20 protein-coding genes and 2 pseudogenes are annotated in these 18484 nt (G+C 58.3%); 15 read left to right on the forward strand and 7 right to left on the reverse strand.

Features of this window, described 5'->3' with window-relative positions; genetic code table 11:
* Positions 1-121: 121 nt before the first annotated feature.
* Together C8029_RS01605 and tkt are read right to left on the reverse strand one after the other, a co-directional pair.
* The gene (locus tag C8029_RS01605) at positions 122-664 is read right to left on the reverse strand and encodes an NADPH-dependent FMN reductase (protein ID WP_009571518.1); all 543 of its coding nucleotides are present in this window, start codon (positions 662-664) and stop codon (positions 122-124) included.
* A 108-nt stretch (positions 665-772) separates the two neighbouring features.
* Complete coding sequence (tkt, locus tag C8029_RS01610) at positions 773-2794, reverse strand: transketolase (RefSeq protein ID WP_009571517.1); 2022 nt, start codon at positions 2792-2794, stop codon at positions 773-775.
* Positions 2795-3155: 361 nt separating this feature from the next.
* On the opposite strand from tkt, the gene C8029_RS01615 reads away from it, so the two are divergent.
* From C8029_RS01615 to C8029_RS01625, 3 genes are read left to right on the forward strand one after another with little or no spacing between them, the layout of a single operon-like run.
* Complete coding sequence (locus C8029_RS01615) at positions 3156-3713, forward strand: hypothetical protein (protein WP_009571516.1); 558 nt, start codon at positions 3156-3158, stop codon at positions 3711-3713.
* 1 nt (position 3714) lies between these two features.
* The gene (locus C8029_RS01620) at positions 3715-4122 is read left to right on the forward strand and encodes a cell division protein ZapA (RefSeq protein ID WP_009571515.1); all 408 of its coding nucleotides are present in this window, start codon (positions 3715-3717) and stop codon (positions 4120-4122) included.
* Positions 4112-4474: an MliC family protein gene (locus tag C8029_RS01625; RefSeq protein ID WP_009571514.1), complete on the forward strand. Its 363-nt coding sequence runs from the start codon at positions 4112-4114 to the stop codon at positions 4472-4474. The genes C8029_RS01620 and C8029_RS01625 overlap by 11 nt, the downstream gene beginning before the upstream one ends.
* 95 nt (positions 4475-4569) lie before the next feature.
* Here C8029_RS01625 and grxD read toward each other — a convergent pair whose 3' ends face one another.
* The 5 genes from grxD to C8029_RS01650 form a co-directional block, all read right to left on the reverse strand.
* Positions 4570-4929 (reverse strand): Grx4 family monothiol glutaredoxin, encoded by a 360-nt coding sequence (grxD, locus tag C8029_RS01630; protein ID WP_009571513.1) that lies wholly within the window; start codon positions 4927-4929, stop codon positions 4570-4572.
* A 47-nt stretch (positions 4930-4976) separates the two neighbouring features.
* Positions 4977-5207, reverse strand: a complete 231-nt coding sequence (locus tag C8029_RS01635) for a BolA/IbaG family iron-sulfur metabolism protein (RefSeq protein WP_009571512.1) — start codon at positions 5205-5207, stop codon at positions 4977-4979.
* 77 nt (positions 5208-5284) lie between these two features.
* The gene (locus tag C8029_RS01640; RefSeq protein WP_009571511.1) at positions 5285-5767 is read right to left on the reverse strand and encodes a hypothetical protein; all 483 of its coding nucleotides are present in this window, start codon (positions 5765-5767) and stop codon (positions 5285-5287) included.
* Between the two features lie 70 nt (positions 5768-5837).
* On the reverse strand, positions 5838-7997 hold the full coding sequence (gene purL, locus C8029_RS01645; RefSeq protein WP_009571510.1) for a phosphoribosylformylglycinamidine synthase subunit PurL: 2160 nt from the start codon (positions 7995-7997) through the stop codon (positions 5838-5840).
* Positions 7998-8453: 456 nt separating this feature from the next.
* A complete protein-coding gene (locus C8029_RS01650; RefSeq protein ID WP_009571509.1) occupies positions 8454-9362 on the reverse strand; it encodes a LysR family transcriptional regulator in 909 nt (302 codons plus the stop codon).
* 267 nt (positions 9363-9629) lie between these two features.
* Between C8029_RS01650 and C8029_RS01655 the strand changes: the two genes are divergently transcribed.
* The 12 genes and pseudogenes from C8029_RS01655 to C8029_RS01700 all read left to right on the forward strand — a co-directional run bounded on the left by C8029_RS01655 (position 9630) and on the right by C8029_RS01700 (position 18402).
* A complete protein-coding gene (locus tag C8029_RS01655; RefSeq protein ID WP_009571508.1) occupies positions 9630-10586 on the forward strand; it encodes a lysophospholipid acyltransferase family protein in 957 nt (318 codons plus the stop codon).
* A gap of 28 nt (positions 10587-10614) precedes the next feature.
* Positions 10615-11426 (forward strand): annotated as a pseudogene (locus tag C8029_RS01660) (glutamate racemase).
* Between the two features lie 123 nt (positions 11427-11549).
* Complete coding sequence (gene argC, locus C8029_RS01665; RefSeq protein WP_009571506.1) at positions 11550-12578, forward strand: N-acetyl-gamma-glutamyl-phosphate reductase; 1029 nt, start codon at positions 11550-11552, stop codon at positions 12576-12578.
* A gap of 31 nt (positions 12579-12609) precedes the next feature.
* Positions 12610-13053, forward strand: coding sequence for a cytochrome c maturation protein CcmE (gene ccmE, locus C8029_RS01670; RefSeq protein ID WP_009571505.1), 444 nt, complete (start codon positions 12610-12612; stop codon positions 13051-13053).
* 95 nt (positions 13054-13148) lie between these two features.
* The gene (locus tag C8029_RS01675) at positions 13149-13751 is read left to right on the forward strand and encodes a thermonuclease family protein (RefSeq protein WP_226946208.1); all 603 of its coding nucleotides are present in this window, start codon (positions 13149-13151) and stop codon (positions 13749-13751) included.
* A 143-nt stretch (positions 13752-13894) separates the two neighbouring features.
* Positions 13895-14506, forward strand: coding sequence for a holin-associated N-acetylmuramidase (locus C8029_RS01680; RefSeq protein WP_152002096.1), 612 nt, complete (start codon positions 13895-13897; stop codon positions 14504-14506).
* On the forward strand, positions 14497-15093 hold the full coding sequence (locus C8029_RS01685; RefSeq protein ID WP_152002097.1) for a holin family protein: 597 nt from the start codon (positions 14497-14499) through the stop codon (positions 15091-15093). Before C8029_RS01680 ends, C8029_RS01685 begins: the two co-directional genes overlap by 10 nt.
* Positions 15086-15262: a hypothetical protein gene (locus C8029_RS21930; protein ID WP_176832808.1), complete on the forward strand. Its 177-nt coding sequence runs from the start codon at positions 15086-15088 to the stop codon at positions 15260-15262. The genes C8029_RS01685 and C8029_RS21930 overlap by 8 nt, the downstream gene beginning before the upstream one ends.
* Positions 15263-15266: 4 nt before the next feature.
* Complete coding sequence (locus tag C8029_RS21935; protein WP_157789798.1) at positions 15267-15404, forward strand: hypothetical protein; 138 nt, start codon at positions 15267-15269, stop codon at positions 15402-15404.
* Positions 15401-15823, forward strand: a complete 423-nt coding sequence (locus C8029_RS01690; protein WP_009571502.1) for a hypothetical protein — start codon at positions 15401-15403, stop codon at positions 15821-15823. The genes C8029_RS21935 and C8029_RS01690 overlap by 4 nt, the downstream gene beginning before the upstream one ends.
* 157 nt (positions 15824-15980) lie before the next feature.
* Positions 15981-17956 (forward strand): annotated as a pseudogene (locus tag C8029_RS01695) (heme lyase CcmF/NrfE family subunit).
* Entirely contained in the window at positions 17953-18402 is a 450-nt protein-coding gene (locus tag C8029_RS01700) for a cytochrome c-type biogenesis protein (RefSeq protein ID WP_152002098.1), read from the forward strand. Before C8029_RS01695 ends, C8029_RS01700 begins: the two are co-directional and overlap by 4 nt.
* Positions 18403-18484: the final 82 nt, after the last annotated feature.

Genomic DNA, 18484 nt, shown 5'->3' on the forward strand with positions numbered 1-18484 from the left:
GGCAGGATGTTGAGCGTGGTATACGGGCGTATGCTGCATAGGAAAAGTCTTTAGCGCCAACATGTTAGCGAAAACATAAAGGTTAGCGCAAACACTGCACAGTGATTTGGCGTCGATGGGGTTAACGGGAGGGGGCGAGGCTATGTGCCCACTCGGAAAAGCGGATCAAAAAGGCGCGGGCGTCTTGGGCTGTGTCTGGGTGGGTCACCAGCGCATGAATGTCCTCAGGCGATGATTTCATCACCGGGACGCGCAGAAAAATATCCGCCGCAAAGCCGGTGGACAGGGTCGAGAGCACCCGACGCAAGTCGGTCAGCATATCCTCACCACGATGAGAAGCATGGGCCAAAGCGATGGGCTTGCCAATTAACTCCTCGCCGGAGACCAACCAATCCAGAGCATTTTTCAATCCGCCGGGCAGGGCGCGGACATATTCGGGGCTGGCGATGATCACCCCGTCGGCGGCTTTGATCTGGGCGATGAAATCCGACACGGCTTTGGGGCGATCAGGCCCCTCAAGATCAGGCGAAAAGATCGGCAACTGCCCCAGCCCGTCACATATGGTGATCTTCATGCCCTCAGGCGCAACAGCAGACAGGGCATTGAGCAAGGCGGTGTTGGTGGAGGCGCGGCGAGTGCTGCCTGAAAGGGCAAGAATATGCATGGGCGTATGAACATCACTGTGCGCCAAAACGTCAATTCACAGAGGCGTCAGACCATGAAAAAGCCCGCGCATGTGGCGCGGGCTTTTGTGATCTTGATGTGGGGCGGTTTAGCCCAACAGCGCCTTGACTTGAGCTACGACATTTTCCGCGCTGAGGCCGAATTTGGCGTAAAGCTCTTCGGCCGGGGCGGACGCGCCAAAGCGGGTCATGCCGACAAACGCCTGTTTCGCTTCGCGGCCACGTTCGCCCAAAAGCCAACGATCCCAACCGCCATCGCGCACAGCCGCCTCAATGCCAACACGCACCGGACCTGCGGGCAGGACCTTGCGGCGGTAGGTTTCGTCTTGCTCGGCAAACAGCTCCATGCAGGGCATGGAAACGACACGGGTGCCAATGCCGTTGTCTTGCAGGATTTTGCGGGCCTCCATGGCGATCTCAACCTCAGAGCCGGTGGCGATGAGGATCGCGTCGCGTTTGCCTTCCGCTTCGGCCAGCACATAGGCGCCTTTGGCCACGAGGTTGGAGGTTTTATGCTCGACACGTTGCGTTGGCAGGTTTTGACGGGTCAGCACCAAGACAGACGGCGTTTTCTGCGAGGTCAGCGCGATTTCCCACGCTTCCGCCGTCTCGACCGTGTCACAGGGACGGATGGTCAAGGTGTTCGGCGTGGCGCGGCAAATGGCGAGATGTTCGACCGGCTGGTGGGTCGGACCGTCTTCGCCAAGGCCGATGGAGTCATGGGTCATGACGTAAGTCACCGGGATCTGCATCAACGCCGACAGGCGCATCGCGGGGCGGGCGTAGTCGGTGAAACAGAAGAAGGTGCCGCCATAGGGACGGATGCCACCATGCAACGCCATGCCGTTCATCGCGGCGGCCATGCCGTGTTCACGGATGCCGTAATAGACATAGCGACCCTTGCGGTTGGTCTCGTCAAACACGCCCATATCCGCCGTCAGCGTATTGTTGGAGCCGGTGAGATCGGCCGAACCGCCAATGGTTTCCGGCATGATCGGGTTGATCACCTCAAGCACCTTTTGCGACGAGGCGCGGGTGGCAAGGCTCGGTTGCGACTCGGAGATTTGTTTTTTGAACGCTTTGATCGTGGCGGAGAGCTTTTTCGGCACCTCGCCTGCAAACACCCGGTTGAATTCGATCTGACGGCGTTCGGATTGCTCGTCAAAACGGGCTTTCCATGCGGCGTGATCTTCGTGACCACGGGCACCAATGGCTTCCCATTCGGCTTTCACATCGGCGGCCACTTCGAACGGACCCCAAGTGACGCCGTAAGCGGCTTTGGCGGCGGCCAATTGATCGGCATTGGTCAATGCGCCGTGGCCTTTCGAGGTGTCTTGCGCCGCGTGACCCAGAGCGATGTGGGTTTTGCAGGCGATCATCGACGGTTTTTTGGACTTCTTCGCGGCCTCGATGGCGGCGTCGATTTGTTCCGGGTCATGGCCATCAATGGACTGTACATGCCAACCCGCCGCTTTGAAGCGCATCACCTGATCGGTGCGGTCGGACAGATCGACGGTGCCGTCGATGGTGATGTTGTTGTTGTCCCAGAACACGATGAGCTTGCCGAGTTTCTGGCGACCGGCCAGCGCAATGGCCTCGTGGCTCACGCCTTCCATCAAACAACCGTCACCGGCCATACAATAGGTGTAGTGGTTCTGAAGTTTCGAGCCGAACCGTGCGCGCAGGGATTCTTCGGCCATGGCAAAGCCGACAGCATTGGAAATGCCCTGACCCAACGGGCCGGTGGTGGTCTCAACGCCCTCAAGCAGGAAGTTTTCCGGGTGACCGGCGGTTTTCGCGCCCATCTGACGGAAATTTTTGATCTCCTCAATCGGCATCTCTTTGTAGCCGGTGAGATAGAGCAGGGAATAGATCAACATCGAGCCGTGGCCCGCAGACAAGATGAACCGATCCCGGTCCGGCCATGTCGGGGCGGAGGCGTCGAATTTCAGGTGTTTGCCAAACAAAACAGTGGCGACATCGGCCATGCCCATCGGCATCCCGGAGTGACCGGAATTGGCGGCGGCAACGGCATCGAGGGTCAACGTGCGGATGGCGGTGGCGCGCATCCAATGGTCGGGGTGCGCCTCGCGCAGGGTTGCGATGTCCATAAGCGGATCTCCTTGCTCTCCCAAAACAACCAAGTCGCGCGCGTAAGCCCCGCATTCCTTGGCTTTTCCGGCTTCGTGATAACGATGTGACAGCAAAGTGCAAGGCGGCGCGGGCGTTTGAGCGGGACATCTGCCCCTTTTCGCCGGTGTTTGGGGCTAACTTGGTCAGACATATTGGTAAAGCCTGCCCCATGCGCTAGGCTCTCGAATCAAGTGCGATAGGATGAGGCCCGTGCGCTTCGCCTTTGATGCCAAAGGAAGTTTCTGGTTTTGGCACCAAAGCGGGGCGGGGAAAGGTCCAGCCTGTCACTTGGACCAAACAGAGCAGAGACAAAGAAAGTCAAAGTGTGAGTGAACGGCGATGAATGATATTTCTGAATTCGAAGCCCGGATCACCGCGGCGCTGGAACGCATTGGGCGGGCTGTGGCTGTGGCCGAGGAGCGTGCTGAGGCGACGACGGGGGGAATCGCTTCTGAAGCGATGGAACTGGAACTGGGCCGGTTGACCGAGGCGTTGGAGGTGGAAAAAGCCGCCAACACCCAGCTCGAAGAGCGGGTCCGGGCGATCCATGATCGGCAAGAACACCATGTGGCGGCGCTCGAAGAAGAGGTCGAGACGCTACGGCGGCAACTGATGGACCATGACCGCGAGATGCAAAAACTGCGGTTGGTGAACACGCAATTGCGCGAAAACAATGCCGGGCTTCGGGCCGCCAATGCGCAAGGGCTTGGTGATGCGGCGCTGATTGATGCCGGGATGCGCACCGAACTTGAGGCGCTCAAAGTGGCGCGCGAGGCGGATGTGACCGAAATGGATGCGATCCTGACCGAGCTGCGCGCAGTTATGGCGCGTGTGGCCAATGGGGCCGCGCCAACCGACGTGCCTGCGCCGTCTGACCTGTCCAACGAGGAGGTGTGATATGCCCGAAGTGAAAATCTCGATCGGTGGACGTGAGTTTGAGGTCGCCTGCCAAGCGGGTGAGGAGCATTTTCTCAAATCCGCCGCCCAGCTTTTGGACAATGAGGCCTCGGTGTTGTCGAGCCAAATCGGGCGTTTGCCCGCCGAGCGGATGCTATTGATGGCGGGCTTGATGTTGGCGGATAAGACCGCAGGGCTTGAAGAACAGATGCGCGCGCTTGAGGCCAAACTTGGGGCACAAGAAGCCTTGATCGAAGAAATGCGCGCCCGTCCCACCCCGGCACCCGAGCGGGTCGAAGTGCCCGTGGTGCCCATCGAGGTGACCGATACTTTGGCCGAAATGGCGGCGCGGGCGGAAAGCATGGCGGCGGCGTTTGAAGAGCGGTTGGGCGTAAAAGATGCGATTTAAGGATTTGATCCTGTCGGCGGCCCTTGTGCCGTGTGCGGGGGTGGCGATGGCGGATGAGATGCCACAGATGGCCGCCGCGCCGGAGGTCTTTCACTACGTCTGTGAACGCGGCGTTGGTATTGATGCGGTTTACACCGGCACGGATGACGCCCCCGCTGCGGTGATCTATGCCGAAGGGCGGCTGATCTCCTTGTCACAGGCGGTATCGGCCTCAGGCGCGCGCTATGCAGAAGCCGTAGGGGCCTCTGGCTATGAGTGGTGGACCAAGGGCGACACGGCAACGCTGAGTTACTTTGACGCCAACTACGGCGAGTCCGTGACGCTTTTTGCCTTTTGCAACGTGGCTGAATAGCGCGAACGATACGGCCCTCAGCGGCATGAAAACCGGTATGAAAAAAGGCGCGCGGGATGAACCCATCGCGCCTTTTTCTTTGGGGCTTGCGTGGCTTAGACGTTGGCCGCGCGGATTTGTTCAGCTTTGTCTTGATCAAACACAACGCCTTTGTCCGCGAACATCTGATCCAACTCGCCTGACAAGGTCATTTCGATCACGATGTCACAGCCGCCGACAAATTCGCCTTTGACGTAAAGCTGCGGGATGGTCGGCCAGTCGGAGAACTCTTTGATGCCCTGGCGAATATCGGCATCGGCCAGCACGTCGATATCGGCATAGTCCACACCCATGAAATTGAGAATGCCCGCAACTTTTGACGAAAAGCCACATTGCGGCATCATTTTCGTGCCCTTCATAAACAGCACAACGTCATTATGGGTCACGGTCTTTTGGATGGTGTCTTGGGCAGTCATTGGAGTATCCTTTCAGCTGTCGCTCAGCACGGATGTGGGTGAGGGACTTATTCGGGGGCGCGGGTGGTCAAGGCGAGGGCGTGCAATTCACCGCTGTCGAGTTTTTCACGGATCGCGGCAGTGACGGCACGCTGTTGTTGCACCCGGTTCATCCCCGCAAACGATGCATCGACCACTTCGGCGGCGAAATGTTGCCCGTCGTCGCCTTGCACAACGATATGGGCGTCGGGAAAGGCCTCGCGGATCAGGTGTTCGATGTCGGTGGCAGTGATGGCCATGAATGGCGCTCCTTGATCTTTGGTGTTGGGCCAAATGTAAGGGCGCGGGCGCGGCGCTGCAAGCGGGTTTGGTGAGATCACTCGAAGCCACCTTGACGCAGGGCGTCGATAAAGGTGTCAAACGCCGCCGCCATTTTGTCCGTGTCGGACCAGGCCCGCGATAGACGGGTCAAAAGTGCGAGGCGCTCAGTTTCAAGCGCGGGCGGGAGGGCGAGGTGTTGGGCGGCCACGAGTTGTGTCATGCGTTCGTGCAGCGGCCGCAGCCGTTCAAAATCACGGATCATGGCGGGCAAAAGTTCGGGGGCATCGCGCCAGCTTTCGCCGTTGAAGCGCATCTGTGTCACCCGTTGCCCGGCCCCGGCGCAATCATAAAGCACACAGCCGGGATTGCCGATGGCGTTCAGTTCAGAGTGAACCGAGCAAAGATGACCTTTGAGATTGGGGCAGGGTGTACCCGCCGGTTTGTCGAAGGCAAAAAGATCGCCTTTGTCGAGCGTCAGCCCAACACAGCACAGCGCCGCGCAGTTGGAGCAATCAGAGGCGAGATCGGGCAGGTCCATCCGGGGTCCTTATAACGGAACAGACCCGCGCGAACGCGGGCCTGATTGTGTGTGTCTCGCGGCGAAAGACTTAGCCGAAGATCTCGCCAAAGCTGGTGCGGTAGATCGTGGAAAGCTCCGCGAGAGGCGCGGAGGCACCACCCATGCTGACGGTATCGCCGCCGAATTTGCCAACCGTGGAGATGGCAACCCCGGCTTGACCTGCCGCGACCATGAGGGCTTCGGCTTGATCAAAGGTGCAGGCCACGAGGTAGCGGGCTTGGTCTTCGCCAAAGAGCGTGGCGGTGTCGTCGCTGTCCAGATGCACGCCAACGCCAGCCTCGTCGGCGAGTTCAAACGCCGCCAAAGCCAGCCCGCCATCGGAGAGATCGGTGACCGCGTTGATCAGTTTGCCATGGGTGCGCAGGAATTCGCCATTGCGTTTTTCCGTTGCCAAATCAACATGCGGCGCATCGCCATCTTCGCGGTGGAAGACTTCGGCCAAAAGCGCGGATTGGCCGAGGTGACCATGGGTTTCGCCAATCAAAACAGCCACATCGCCATTTTGCGCCAGACCGGAAATGAGATCGTCCTCGGAGGCGATCAGACCCACGGCACCGATGGTCGGGGTCGGCAGGATGCCCTCGCCGTCGGTTTCATTATACAGCGAGACGTTGCCCGACACGATCGGCATGTCGAGGAAGGACACCGCCTGACCGATGCCATCGAGCGCGCCGACAAACTGGCCCATGATCTCGGGCTTTTCCGGGTTGCCGAAGTTGAGGTTATCGGTGGTCGCCAAGGGGGTCGCGCCGACGGAGATCAGATTGCGATAGGCTTCGGCCACCGCCTGTTTGCCGCCCTCAACCGGATTGGCTTTGACGTAGCGCGGTGTCACATCGGAGGTGAAGGCCAGCATCTTGCCGGTGCCATGGACGCGGATCACGCCCGCACCAAGACCTGGCGCGCGCACGGTGTCGGCCATGACCTGAGTGTCGTATTGCTCGTAAACCCAGGCTTTGGACGAATAGTTCGGTGAGGAGATCAGACCCTTGAGACCATCAATCGGATCAATCTGCGGCACATCTGCGACCTGTTCGGCGGCAGGCGTCGGCACCCACGGACGATCATATTCGGGCGCAGAGGAGGCCAGAGTGGAGAGCGGCAAATCGCCTTTGCATTCGCCGTTGTGCATGATCAAGAAGCGGTCTTCGGCAATGGTTTCGCCGACGATGGCGAAATCGAGGTCCCATTTTTCAAACACCGCGCGGGCCTCGGCCTCTTTTTCGGGCTTGAGCACCATCAACATGCGCTCTTGGGATTCGGAGAGCATCATCTCGTAGGCGGTCATGTTGGGTTCGCGCTGTGGCACGTTTTCAAGGTCAAGGCGGATACCAAGGTGCCCCTTGTCGCCCATTTCAACCGCTGAACAGGTCAGACCCGCCGCGCCCATGTCCTGGATCGAGATCACAGCGCCCGTGACCATCAGCTCAAGCGTGGCTTCCATCAGGCATTTTTCGGTGAACGGATCGCCGACCTGAACGGTGGGGCGTTTGTCTTCGATCGTGTCATCGAATTCAGCCGAGGCCATGGTCGCGCCACCGACGCCATCACGGCCGGTTTTGGCCCCCAGATAGACCACGGGCATACCGACGCCCGAGGCGGCAGAATAAAAGATTTTGTCGGCATCGGCGAGACCGGCAGCAAAAGCGTTCACAAGGCAGTTGCCGTTATAAGCGGCATGAAAGCGGACTTCGCCGCCCACGGTGGGGACGCCGAAACAGTTGCCATAGCCGCCGACACCTTCGACGACGCCGTGGACCAACTGTTTGGTTTTCTTATGATCTTTGACACCAAAGGAGAGCGAATTCATCGCCGCAATCGGACGCGCGCCCATGGTGAACACATCGCGCAGAATACCGCCAACACCCGTGGCCGCGCCTTGGTAAGGCTCAATGTAGGAGGGGTGGTTGTGGCTTTCCATTTTGAACACCACGGCCTGACCGTCGCCAATATCGACGACACCGGCGTTTTCGCCCGGACCACAGATCACTTGCGGGCCGGTTGTGGGCAATCCGCGCAGGTGTTTTTTTGAGGACTTATAGGAACAATGTTCGTTCCACATCGCCGAGAAAATCCCAAGCTCAGTAAAGCTCGGCTCACGGTTCAGAATACGCAGGATTTGTGCGTATTCGTCCGGCTTGAGCCCGTGGGCGGCGATCAGGTCCTCGGTGATCATTGGCTCGGTCATAGTATGTCCCTCGGCGGCAGCTGTCTTTCCCGCGTTCTCTTAGGCAAGTGGGGCCAATGGGGAAGGGGCTAAACGGCGCTGTGGGGTATCGGAGCTGTGCTTTGAGGGGAAGTGTTGGAGGAGGAGTGTTGGTGAGGCGCGCGCAGGCACATGTCAAATCCGCGAGAGACGCCGAGACAGAGCATGGCGACGGCCAAATAAAGTCGTGGGTCAAAAAATCGGGGGTCACATAAGGTGGCGGTCAAAAAAAAAGGCCGAGCAAAAGCTCGGCCCAAGTCCAACAGGGAGGTAAAGCCGCTAGGAGTTGCCTCATTCGGCGGCTTCATTGATGCATTTAGGGGCGGTTTGTGAACGGTTCAAGGTATTTTCATCACATTTCACGCAATGCCGATATGCTGATTGCGCATAGCTCGCGTAACCTCGGCAAAACATTGACCAAAAAGTCAAAGATGCGGATCAGTGTGATCCTTCGTCGTCGCGCATGTTCTTGCGATGGGCGCTGATTTCTTCGGTGATGAAGTCGCGAAACACTTCGATCCGTTTGGAATGACGCAATTCTTCGGGGTAGGCGAGGAACACCGGCACTTCGCCACTTTCCAAATCGGGCAGTACACGCACAAGATCCGGCGCGCTTTCGACAAGGTAATCGGGTAAAACACCAATCCCCAAATGGTTGAGCACGGCCTGAAGCACGCCGAAATAATTGTTCACGAAAAGTTTCGAGCGGATGTCATGTTCATTCAACTCTTCGACCAACCGCGCGCCAGCGGCGACTTGATGGGCGTTCGGGTTTTGGCAGATCAACCGATGGGTGGAAAGATCGTCCATGGTGAGCGGTGTGCCGTGTTCGGCCAGATATTCCTTGGTGGCAAACAGGCGCATCCGGATGTTCATCAGCCGTTTGCGGATCAGATCGGCCTGAGACGGTTCTTTCATGCGGATCGCCACATCGGCCTCACGCATCGGCAGGTCCAACACGCGTTCTTCAAGCATCAGGTCGATTTTGAGCTCGGGATATTTGGCATAGAGTTTGGAGAGGCGCGGCGCGAGCCAGAGCGTGCCAAAGCCGGTGGCGGTGGTGACACGCAATTCGCCGTAAACCTCTTCTTCGCTGTCGCGAATGCGCGCGGCGGCGGCGTCCAGACGTTTGGCCATGGAGCGGGTGGCGTCAAACAGCAATTCGCCCTGTTCGGTCAGGATCAGCCCACGGGCATGTCGGTGAAACAGGGTGGTGCCGAGTGATTCTTCGAGCGAGCGTATCTGCCGCGACACGGCCGATTGGCTCAAATGCAGGGTATCCCCTGCATGAGTCAGCGATCCCGCGTCTGCCACGGCGTGAAAAATTCTAAGTTTGTCCCAGTCCATACCCGTCACCTGTTAAAAGACCACACATATTTAAGTCTCACACATCTACCCTACGCTAACATAATGTGGGTGTGAGGTCATTTGGGCGTTTCATTCGCGTTTTTCGCACAGATCGCAAGAGGAATGCATTGCGCTAACACAAATTGGCGGAGACGAGCGAAGGAAATGCAAGTTTTTAAGGCAGTGCATTGGCGGGTTCGTGCCGATTGGCCTTTGGGCGTGGACGCGATATAGTCGTGGACCGCGAACGGAAGGGACAGTAGGGCCATGCAAGAGCAACTGAGGCACAGTCCGACGGCCAAATGGCAAAAGGCCAAATGGAGCGAGCGGCAGGTGGCGCGCGATATTTCCTATGCCAGTTCTGCGGGCACGCGCACGGGGCGGGTTCTGATCCGGTTGATGGAGAATGCGACGGGGCGCTTGTCGCTGATCCGGCGGGCGAAGGGGTATAACCTTGATGTCGCCGAGGGGCGCGATTTCTGGGCGGTGATGGTTGAACGCTATGGGTTGGAGCTTGAGGTGATCAACGGTGCGTTGGATGCGATTCCAGCTACCGGACCTTTGATCATTGTAGCCAATCATCCTTATGGCATTTTGGACGGGTTGATGTTGGGGCATATCCTGTCCGTGGTTCGGGGTGATTTTCGGATTTTGGCCCATAGCGTGTTTAAACGTGCCGAAGACATTGACCGCGTGATCCTGCCAGTGTCGTTTGAAGAGACGAAAGAGGCAGTGGCGCTCAATCTGGCGACGCGCAAGGAGGCACTGTCCTATTTGGACGCAGGCGGATGCATCGGGATTTTTCCGGGTGGCACGGTGTCGACGGCGGCGCGCCCGATGGGACGGCCGATGGACCCGGGCTGGCGGGCCTTTACGGCAAAGATGGTGGCAAAATCCGGGGCGACGGTGGTGCCGCTCTATTTCGACGGGGCCAATTCGCGGCTGTTTCAATTGGCCAGCCACCTGCACACGACCCTGAGGATGGGGCTTTTGATCCGGGAATTCCGCGCCAAAATCGGCGCACCCGTGCGGGTGTCGGTGGGAGCACCGATCGGGCCGGAAAAATTGGCACAATTTAAGGGTGACCCGAAAAAGTTGATGGATTTTCTGCGCGCCGAGACCTATGCCTTATCCTCAACCCCGATGCCAAATCCGGCTTTGGGGTACGAGTTTGAAATCAAACACGGGGCCAAACCCCGCAAGGGTCTTAAAGACCGATATTAAACAAGGGTCTAAAGGACCGGTATTGAACATGGCAGTGGGTATTTTTGACAGCGGGTTGGGTGGTCTGACGGTTTTGGATGCAGTGTCCAAGCGGTTGCCAGACGTGCCTTTTGTGTATTTCGGCGACAATGCCCATGCCCCTTATGGCGTGCGCGACGCGGATGACCTCTACAATCTGACCACGGCGGCGGTGGAGCGGCTTTGGGCGGCGGGCTGCGATTTGGTGATTCTGGCCTGTAACACCGCGTCGGCTGCGGCGTTGCGGCGGATGCAGGAAAGCTGGATTCCTTCGGACAAGCGCGTGTTGGGCGTCTTTGTGCCGCTGATCGAGGCGTTGACCGAACGGCAATGGGGCGACAATTCGCCACCGCGCGAAGTCGAGGTCAAACATGTGGCGCTGTTTGCCACCCCCGCGACCGTGGCCTCACGCGCTTTCAACGCGAATTGGCGTTTCGTGCCATTGGAGTCGATGTCGAGGCGCAGGCCTGTGGCGGTGTCGTGGATGCGATTGAGGACGGCGATATGATCCTGGCGGATGCTTTGGTGCGCTCGCATGTGGACGCGCTCAAACGCAAAATGCCGCATCCGGGCGCGGCGATTTTGGGCTGTACCCATTATCCGATCATGCAAGACGTGTTCCAAGATGCGTTGGGCGCGGAGGTGAAAGTCTATTCTCAGGCCAATCTGGTGGCCGCGAGCCTTGAGGATTACCTCAAACGCCACCCAAAGATGATTGGCACCGGCACCGAGTCGATGTTCCTGACCACGGGTGACCCGGCCAAGGTCTCCCGCGGGGCGACGCAGTTTTTGCGACGACCGGTCACGTTTCAAAAGGCGTGATCGCCAAAGAGTGACCCGTTTGATACCCCGCGCGGTCCTGTCGCAATTGCGGCGGGGCGCGTTCCTCCCTAGATTAGAGTTCAACCGAGCCTCTCAGAGGCTCGATGCACGAAAGAGACACCGATGACCCATAAAATCGCCATTCTGGGCGCGTCCGGCTATACAGGGGCCGAGCTTGTCCGTTTGATCGCCACCCATCCGTCGATGGAGATCGTGGCGCTGTCTGGTGATCGCAAGGCGGGCATGGCGATGGCCGATGTCTATCCGCATCTACGCCACATGGACCTTCCGGCGCTGTGCAAGATCGAGGATATTGATTTTGCAAATGTCGATCTGGCCTTTTGCGCGCTGCCCCATGCGACCTCCCAAGCGGTGATCAAAGAGCTGCCTGCGACGACGAAAGTGGTGGACCTGTCTGCCGATTTCCGGCTGCGTGACCCGGCTGAATATGAGAAATGGTACGGCAAACCGCACTCTGCGGTCGAGTTGCAAAAAGAGGCAGTGTACGGCCTGACCGAATTTTACCGCGATCAGATCAAGACCGCGCGGCTTGTGGCCGGGACCGGCTGTAACGCCGCGACCGGGCAATTCATCCTGCGGCCTTTGATTGGCGCCGGGGTGATCGACCTCGATCAGATCATTTTGGATCTCAAAGTGGCGGTCTCCGGCGCTGGGCGGGCGCTGAAAGAGCATCTTTTGTTCGGCGAGCTTGAAGACAACAGCTTTGGCTATTCGGTCGGCGGAAAACACCGGCATTTGGGCGAATTTGATCAGGAGTTCTCCCTGGTCGCGGGCCGCGATGTACGCATTCAATTCACCCCGCATCTGATCCCCGCCACCCGTGGCATCTTGGCCACTGCCTATGTTCAGGGCGAGGCGAGTGCGGTGCATTACGCGCTGGCTGATGCCTATATGAACGAGCCGTTTATCAAAGTGCTGCCACTAGGGCAGGTGCCGGCGATGAAACATGTGCGCGGCTCAAATTTCTGTCATATTGGCGTGGTGGAGGATCGTATCCAAGGCCGGACCATCGTGGTGGGGGTGATCGACAACCTGACCAAAGGCTCGTCTGGTCAAGCGATCCAAAACGCCAACCTGATGCTTGGGCTCGATGAGACCGCCGGTCTTATGAACGCACCGATGTATCCGTAACATTGTCTCACAGGAGGACGCCATGGCCGGTTTGAAGACCCTGAAAAAGACCCGTCGCATTCAAGTGATTGCGATTGCCGCCGTGGCCCTTGTGGTGGCCGTGTCGCTGATTGGCTATGCCTTTCGCGATGGCATCAATCTGTTTCGCTCGCCCACGCAAGTGGTCGAAGAACCACCGCGCGCGGGCGAGATTTTTCGCATCGGCGGGTTGGTCGAAGAGGGCAGTTTGGTGCGCGGTGAGGGCACCCATGTGACCTTTAGCGTGACAGACACCAATGAGACGATTCCGGTGCGCTTTGAGGGTGTTTTGCCGGATTTGTTTGACGAAAATCAGGGTATGATCGGCACCGGCAGCCTGCAAGACGGGGTGTTTGTGGCGACCGAAATTCTGGCCAAACACGATGAGTCTTATATGCCGAAAGAGGTTGTGGACGCTCTCAAGGAACAGGGTCTCTATAAAGAGCCGGAAAGCTAAGTCTTTCTGAACACCGCGAGGCGCGAAGCTGCCCGCCTCTTGAATTCCTAGCATCTGTGCATTTTAATCCTCTTTATTTTGGGGAGGATTGGGCTTTGGCTGAGTTATTTTTTATTATCGCTCTTATAGCGGGCGCTGCATTTATGCGTCATGCGAAGAAAGAGGTGAGACGCGCCGCACGTCAAGCGTTGAAACCATCTATTCCACCTAATCGAAGCAAACCTGTTTCTCCCGCCAACGCATTCAACGAAAAGGCCGCACGAGAGGCACTGGAAAAACCTGTTCTGCGGGGAAGTGCCTATGTCGTTGATGGCGACACGATTGTGATCCAGAAAACCCAAATACGTCTCTTCGGTGTCGATGCGCCGGAGATGAACCACCCCTATGGAAAAAAGGCGAAATGGGCATTGGTCCGTCTTTGCAAAGGGCAATCTATTCGTGCCGAGGTGACTGATGTGGATAGCCATGGTCGCACCGTTGCGCGGTGTTATTTGCCGGATGGGCGCGACTTATCTGCGGAAATGGTCAAGCAAGGCCTTGCGATTGATTGGCCCAAGTTTTCTGGCGGTCTCTATCAGTCTATGGAAGTCCCAGATATACGCAAAAAGCTCTGGCTCGCCGATGCCCGCCAAAAAGGGCGAATGCATGTTTGGAAGCAATTCGAAGTGAAACAGGATGAGCGCCAAGGGGGCGGCTAGATTTCTTTCATTCCGGATAAGGGAACGGATATTCTTCACAAGATATTGTAATAATGTGGTAAATTTTGACACGCGCGCTCAGGTCCACGGGCGTTAACCTTTTTGCGCAACCTTGATCCCATCAATTGGTGGGATTGAGGCATATGAAAACAGTACAACAGATCGCAGACGAGATCATTGCCCGTGAGGGCGGATACGTCAATGACCCCGACGATCCGGGCGGGGCAACCAAATATGGCGTCACCATCGGCACGATGCGCACGCTGGGCGTCGATGTGGATGGCGACGGGCGGGTGACGACATCCGACCTGCGCAAGCTGACGCGGGTTCAGGCGCGCGACATTTTTGTTGAACACTACTTTCACCGCCCCCGCATCGACGAATTGCCCCCGGTTTTGCAGGCCAGCGTGTTTGACATGTATGTCAACGCGGGTGGGACTGCCGTGCGGATTTTGCAGCGGCTTTTGACCGATATGGGTCAGAGGATTGCGGTGGATGGGGCGATTGGGCCGCAGACCATCGAGGCCGCCCATATCGCGCAATCTTTGGCCCCGCATCATTTGGCCGACGCCTACGGCATCGCCCGGCGCAATTACTATTACGCTCTGGCAGATCGCCGCCCGACCTCGCGCAAATACGCGCGCACACGCAAGGGCGGCAAAGGCGGCTGGATCACTCGTGCCGAGGAATTCGTCTCTCCACGGTATCACTTGACTGAGGCCGAACATGCGGCGCGGGTGGCGTCATGGGGATAATCGGCAGGCTGTTCGAGGTGATCTTTGGCGACGGGCGCAATCTGGTCAAAGACACGGCCGAAGTGTTTTTCGAAAACAAAGAGGCGGGCGCGGTGCGCGAGGCCAATTACCGCAGTTCTGCGATGCAACAATTCGCCGCCGAATTTGCGGTGGAACGCAAAGGCGCGTTTGATCGGTTGATGGATGCGCTCAATCGCGTGCCTCGCCCGTTGATGGCCTTTGGCACCATCGGGTTGTGCGTTTCGGCCATGGTCGATCCGCTTTGGTTTGCCTCAAGGATGCAGGGGGTCGCGCTGATCCCGGAGCCGCTTTGGTGGCTGTTGGGCACGATCGTGTCGTTTTACTTTGGCGCGCGCTATCAGGTGAAATCGCAAGAATTTCAACGCTCTGTCGCCGCCACCGTGGCGCAAGCCCCGATTGTGACCGCCAATATCGCGGCGCTCAAGGCGCTTGAAGCGGGGGCGCAGGGGCAGGGTGTTCCGCCTGTGGCATCTCACCCCTCTTGGGAGGCCAAGCCGATCTATGTGCCGGGGGCAGAGGCGGAAAATCCCGCCCTTGAGGCCTGGAAAGGGGGCGGGAATGAGTGATGCGTTGATTGCCGCTGTCTCTGAACACGGGCCTTGGGTGTTGATGGTGTTTTTCCTGCTCTATCGCGATGCGCAAAAGGATCAGGCGACCCGTGATGTGCTCAACAAAAACACGCAGATTTTGGTGGAAATGACCACGATGATCCGCGAACGGCTGCCGAGGGGATGACGTGATGACAGATCCCTTTCGCAAGATGTGGACCAAACTTCGCAGGCTCTGGTGGGGCGAAGCCCTTGCCACGGCGTTGCGCCAAAACCGCGAGGCCGCCGCCGCATTGGACGCGGTCGTCAAGGAGATGCTTGAACAATGAAACAGGTCGCAATTCTTTACGCCGTGGTTGTCGTAGCGGCGTTTTTGGCGGTGCAGACCGTCGGATATGAACAGGCAATGTTGATCGCCTACGGGGCCATTGCCTTGATGGCGTTGCTGATTTCGGTGACGTTTTTATGGCTCTGGCAGGTGCGCGCCACGCCTTTGGCGCTTGGCATGTCGCTGTCGTGGGCGGGGTCTGGATTGACCATCGGCTGGTGGTGGTTGATGCAAATCGCTGACAATCCGGCATGGGGAGCCGAAGCGGCGGCGTTGTTTTTGTTCCTCTCACTGCTGATCTCCGGGGCGGTGCTTCACTTTTCGGTGATCCAAGGCTCCTTTGGTCTGCGCGGCCTCGCCTTTCTTTGGCCGGTGTTTGGCGCGTTGTTTGTCTCTCTTGGGGTCCTTTTGTTGCTTTAGCGACAAGGGGGTGGGGTGAGACGGAAAAGGGGCCGCTTTGGCCCCTTTTTCTTGTGCTTTGGTCGCGGGTCTCGTTGCATCCGCTTGCGACATGCGCGCGCAGCCCATTGGCGGGTCGCCCACAACCGGGTAGAACAGTCGCAAAAGGGAGACGCACATGCTCGTAGAACTAGGACATTTTGCCCTCGTCATGGCCTTTGTCGTGGCAATCGCTCAAACCGTTTTGCCGCTCTGGGGCGCGCAAATGGGCAAACGAGCCCTGATGGCCGTGGGCGAACCGGCGGCTTTGGTGCAACTTGTGTTGATTGCCTTCTCTTTTGGCGCGTTGACCTACGCCTTCGTCACCTCGGATTTCTCGCTCAAAGTGGTGGTGGCCAACTCGCACACGCTCAAACCGATGCTGTACAAAGTCTCCGGCGTTTGGGGCAACCACGAAGGCTCGATGTTGCTTTGGGTGCTGATTTTGGCCCTTTTCGGTGCAGCGGCGGCGCTGTTTGGCAGCAACCTGCCGGACACATTGCGGGCGCGGGTTTTGGGGGTTCAAGGCTCGATTGGTTTGGCGTTTCTGGCCTTTATCCTGTTCACGTCCAACCCGTTCACTCGTCTCGAATTCCCTCCAATGAATGGCGAAGACCTTAATCCGCTGTTGCAAGACCCGGGCCTCGCCTTTCACCCGCCGTTCCTCTATCTCGGCTATGTTGGTCTCTCGATGACCTTCTCCTTCGCCGTCGCCGCTTTGCTCGAAGGCGGGTGGATGCCGCATGGGGCCGCTGGGTGCGTCCCTGGACCTTGGCGGCGTGGATTTTCCTCACCATCGGCATCGGCCTTGGCTCGTGGTGGGCGTATTATGAGCTTGGCTGGGGCGGCTTTTGGTTCTGGGATCCGGTCGAAAACGCGTCTTTCATGCCTTGGCTTTTTGCTGCCGCGCTGCTGCATTCCGCTATCGTTGTGGAAAAACGCGAGGCGCTCAAAAGCTGGACCATTTTGCTGGCCATTTTGGCCTTCGGCTTCTCGCTTATTGGCACGTTTCTCGTGCGCTCGGGCGTGATCACCTCGGTTCATGCTTTTGCCAATGATCCCGAACGCGGCATTTTCATCCTGATGATCTTGGCCTTTTTCATGGGCGGTGCGTTGCTCCTGTTCTCCTTGCGCGCCAATGTGATGAGCGCCAAGGGCGTGTTCTCCATGGTCTCGCGCGAAAGCGCTTTGGTGGTGAACAACATCCTGCTTGCCGTTGCGGCTCTGGTTGTCTTCACCGGCACAATCTGGCCCTTGGTGGCCGAAGCCTTCTGGGCGCGCAAACTCTCTGTCGGCGCGCCGTTTTTCAACGCCGCCTTCACGCCGTTTTTCACCATGCTGGCCGTGGTCTTGCCCATCGGCGCGATCCTGCCGTGGAAACGCGCGCGCCTTGGGGCGGCGCTGAAAAGGCTCATCCCGGCGCTGATCCTGACGCTTGCGGTCATGGGGCTGATCTGGTCGATGCAAACGCAAAAGACCCTCCTTGCGCCCATCGGTCTTGGCCTTGGCACTTGGGTCGTTGCGGGCGCCATCCAAGACATCGTTCTGAAGCTCGGTAAAAACCGCAATCTGTCGCGGCTGTTCCGTCTGCCGCGCGCCGATTGGGGGCGCTTGTTCGCTCATGGCGGCCTCGGCATCACCATCGCGGGCATCGCCGGGCTGACGGCCTGGACTGTCGAAGACATCCGTGTCGTGCAGATTGGTGAAACTTTTGATGTCGCGGGCTACACCATCACGCTTGATGCGGTCGAACGCAAACAGGGGCCGAATTACCTCACCACCATGGCCACCATGTCTGTCTTTGAAGGCCCCCAAAAAGTCGCCACGTTGCACCCCGAAAAACGCTCCTACCCGGTGGCGCAAATGCCGACCACCGAGGCCGGGATCGACAACGGCTTTTTGCGCGATGTCTATCTGGTGATCGGGGATGTGCAATCCAACGGTGGCTGGGCCGTGCGCACCTATATCAAACCGCTGGCCAACTGGATTTGGGGCGGCACGTTGATCATGGCCTTTGGCGGCGTTCTCTCCCTCACGGATCGCCGTTACCGGGTCGCGGCAGGCGCGCGCAAAAAGTCGCTGGCCTCTGCCCCAAAAGGAGTGCCCGCCGAATGAAACGCCTGATCCTTGCCCTCGCGCTGCTCCTCGCCACGCCACTTTACGCGGTGCAACCCGACGAGGTTCTGCCCGATCAGGTGATGGAATCGCGCGCCCGTGAGATTTCTCAAGGGCTGCGCTGTCTTGTGTGTCGCAATGAAAACATCGACGAGAGCAACGCGACTCTGGCCAAAGACCTGAGGCTTTTGGTTCGCGAACGCCTTGTCGCGGGGGATACGAACGAGGAAACCGTGGCCTATATCGTCGACCGTTACGGCGAATATGTGCTGTTGAAACCGACCCTGACCGGGGCCAACAAATTGCTGTGGATCGCAGGCCCCGCCATGTTGATCATCGCGCTTGGCATCGGTTTTGGCTTTCTGCGCCGTCGGCAATCGGAACCCGAACAATCCGAGCTGACCGAAGACGAAGAAAAGCGGCTACAGGCGCTTTTGAACGACTAAAGCCGCCGCCTTTACCGTGTTAAAAATACTCAAACCCCGCCGCTTGCCATCGCAGGGCGGGGTTCTGTATACCCGTGCCACG

Origin of the sequence: Roseobacter sp. TSBP12 (assembly GCF_009129705.1) — a bacterium.
Classification (GTDB): Bacteria; Pseudomonadota; Alphaproteobacteria; order Rhodobacterales; family Rhodobacteraceae; genus Celeribacter; species Celeribacter baekdonensis_A.

What these genes read in the sequence shown, in the direction of transcription:
- C8029_RS01605 (WP_009571518.1), bottom strand. Translation starts at nt 664, where the DNA reads ATGCATATTCTTGCCCTTTCAGGCAGCACTCGCCGCGCCTCCACCAAC.
- tkt (WP_009571517.1), bottom strand. Translation starts at nt 2,794, where the DNA reads ATGGACATCGCAACCCTGCGCGAGGCGCACCCCGACCATTGGATGCGC.
- C8029_RS01615 (WP_009571516.1), top strand. Translation starts at nt 3,156, where the DNA reads ATGAATGATATTTCTGAATTCGAAGCCCGGATCACCGCGGCGCTGGAA.
- C8029_RS01620 (WP_009571515.1), top strand. Translation starts at nt 3,715, where the DNA reads ATGCCCGAAGTGAAAATCTCGATCGGTGGACGTGAGTTTGAGGTCGCC.
- C8029_RS01625 (WP_009571514.1), top strand. Translation starts at nt 4,112, where the DNA reads ATGCGATTTAAGGATTTGATCCTGTCGGCGGCCCTTGTGCCGTGTGCG.
- grxD (WP_009571513.1), bottom strand. Translation starts at nt 4,929, where the DNA reads ATGACTGCCCAAGACACCATCCAAAAGACCGTGACCCATAATGACGTT.
- C8029_RS01635 (WP_009571512.1), bottom strand. Translation starts at nt 5,207, where the DNA reads ATGGCCATCACTGCCACCGACATCGAACACCTGATCCGCGAGGCCTTT.
- C8029_RS01640 (WP_009571511.1), bottom strand. Translation starts at nt 5,767, where the DNA reads ATGGACCTGCCCGATCTCGCCTCTGATTGCTCCAACTGCGCGGCGCTG.
- purL (WP_009571510.1), bottom strand. Translation starts at nt 7,997, where the DNA reads ATGACCGAGCCAATGATCACCGAGGACCTGATCGCCGCCCACGGGCTC.
- C8029_RS01650 (WP_009571509.1), bottom strand. Translation starts at nt 9,362, where the DNA reads ATGGACTGGGACAAACTTAGAATTTTTCACGCCGTGGCAGACGCGGGA.
- C8029_RS01655 (WP_009571508.1), top strand. Translation starts at nt 9,630, where the DNA reads ATGCAAGAGCAACTGAGGCACAGTCCGACGGCCAAATGGCAAAAGGCC.
- argC (WP_009571506.1), top strand. Translation starts at nt 11,550, where the DNA reads ATGACCCATAAAATCGCCATTCTGGGCGCGTCCGGCTATACAGGGGCC.
- C8029_RS01680 (WP_152002096.1), top strand. Translation starts at nt 13,895, where the DNA reads ATGAAAACAGTACAACAGATCGCAGACGAGATCATTGCCCGTGAGGGC.
- C8029_RS01685 (WP_152002097.1), top strand. Translation starts at nt 14,497, where the DNA reads ATGGGGATAATCGGCAGGCTGTTCGAGGTGATCTTTGGCGACGGGCGC.
- C8029_RS21930 (WP_176832808.1), top strand. Translation starts at nt 15,086, where the DNA reads ATGAGTGATGCGTTGATTGCCGCTGTCTCTGAACACGGGCCTTGGGTG.
- C8029_RS21935 (WP_157789798.1), top strand. Translation starts at nt 15,267, where the DNA reads ATGACAGATCCCTTTCGCAAGATGTGGACCAAACTTCGCAGGCTCTGG.
- C8029_RS01690 (WP_009571502.1), top strand. Translation starts at nt 15,401, where the DNA reads ATGAAACAGGTCGCAATTCTTTACGCCGTGGTTGTCGTAGCGGCGTTT.
- C8029_RS01700 (WP_152002098.1), top strand. Translation starts at nt 17,953, where the DNA reads ATGAAACGCCTGATCCTTGCCCTCGCGCTGCTCCTCGCCACGCCACTT.